Annotated in this window: 1 protein-coding gene; it reads right to left on the bottom strand. The window is 40.9% G+C overall.

Going from position 1 to position 548, the window contains the following annotated elements; genetic code table 11:
- The coding region (mraY, locus tag ACFINS_RS11260; protein ID WP_375706318.1) for a phospho-N-acetylmuramoyl-pentapeptide-transferase at positions 1–548 on the bottom strand (548 nt) is incomplete at both ends.

Below are 548 nucleotides of genomic sequence, written 5' to 3'. Positions count from 1 at the left end.
AAGAACAATCGAAATAATCCAAAAGCGTATCACGACTTGACTTTCAGTCCAGCCTTTTTTCTCAAAATGATGGTGTATCGGTGCCATAAGGAACGCACGCTTTTTTGTTAATTTGAAATAACCAACCTGGATAACAACCGAGAATCCTTCAAGAGCAAAAAGCCCTCCAATAAGAGCCAAAACAATTTCATGCTTGGTTGCTACAGCAACACTACCCAATAGCCCTCCAAGCGCCAACGAACCAGTATCCCCCATAAAAATAGCCGCCGGCGGTGCATTAAACCATAAAAAACCAAGCCCTGCACCAACAACAGCTCCTAATAAAACAGCTAATTCACCCGTCCCCGATACATAATGGATTTGGAGATAATCAGCAAAATTGATATTACCAGAAAGGTAAGCAATTAGAGCAAAAGACAAAGCAGCAACCATCACAGGAACAATAGCCAACCCATCAAGACCATCAGTCAAATTAACCGCATTCCCAGTAGCGACAATAACAAAAGCAGAGAAAGGAATAAAAAACCAGCTCAAATTGATAAAGTAAT

The sequence above is a fragment of the Bartonella sp. AA2SXKL genome (assembly GCF_042197205.1).
Taxonomy (GTDB): Bacteria; Pseudomonadota; Alphaproteobacteria; order Rhizobiales; family Rhizobiaceae; genus Bartonella.
Note: the sequence above shows the minus strand (reverse complement) of the source record. Positions and strands in the feature narration are given on the sequence as shown.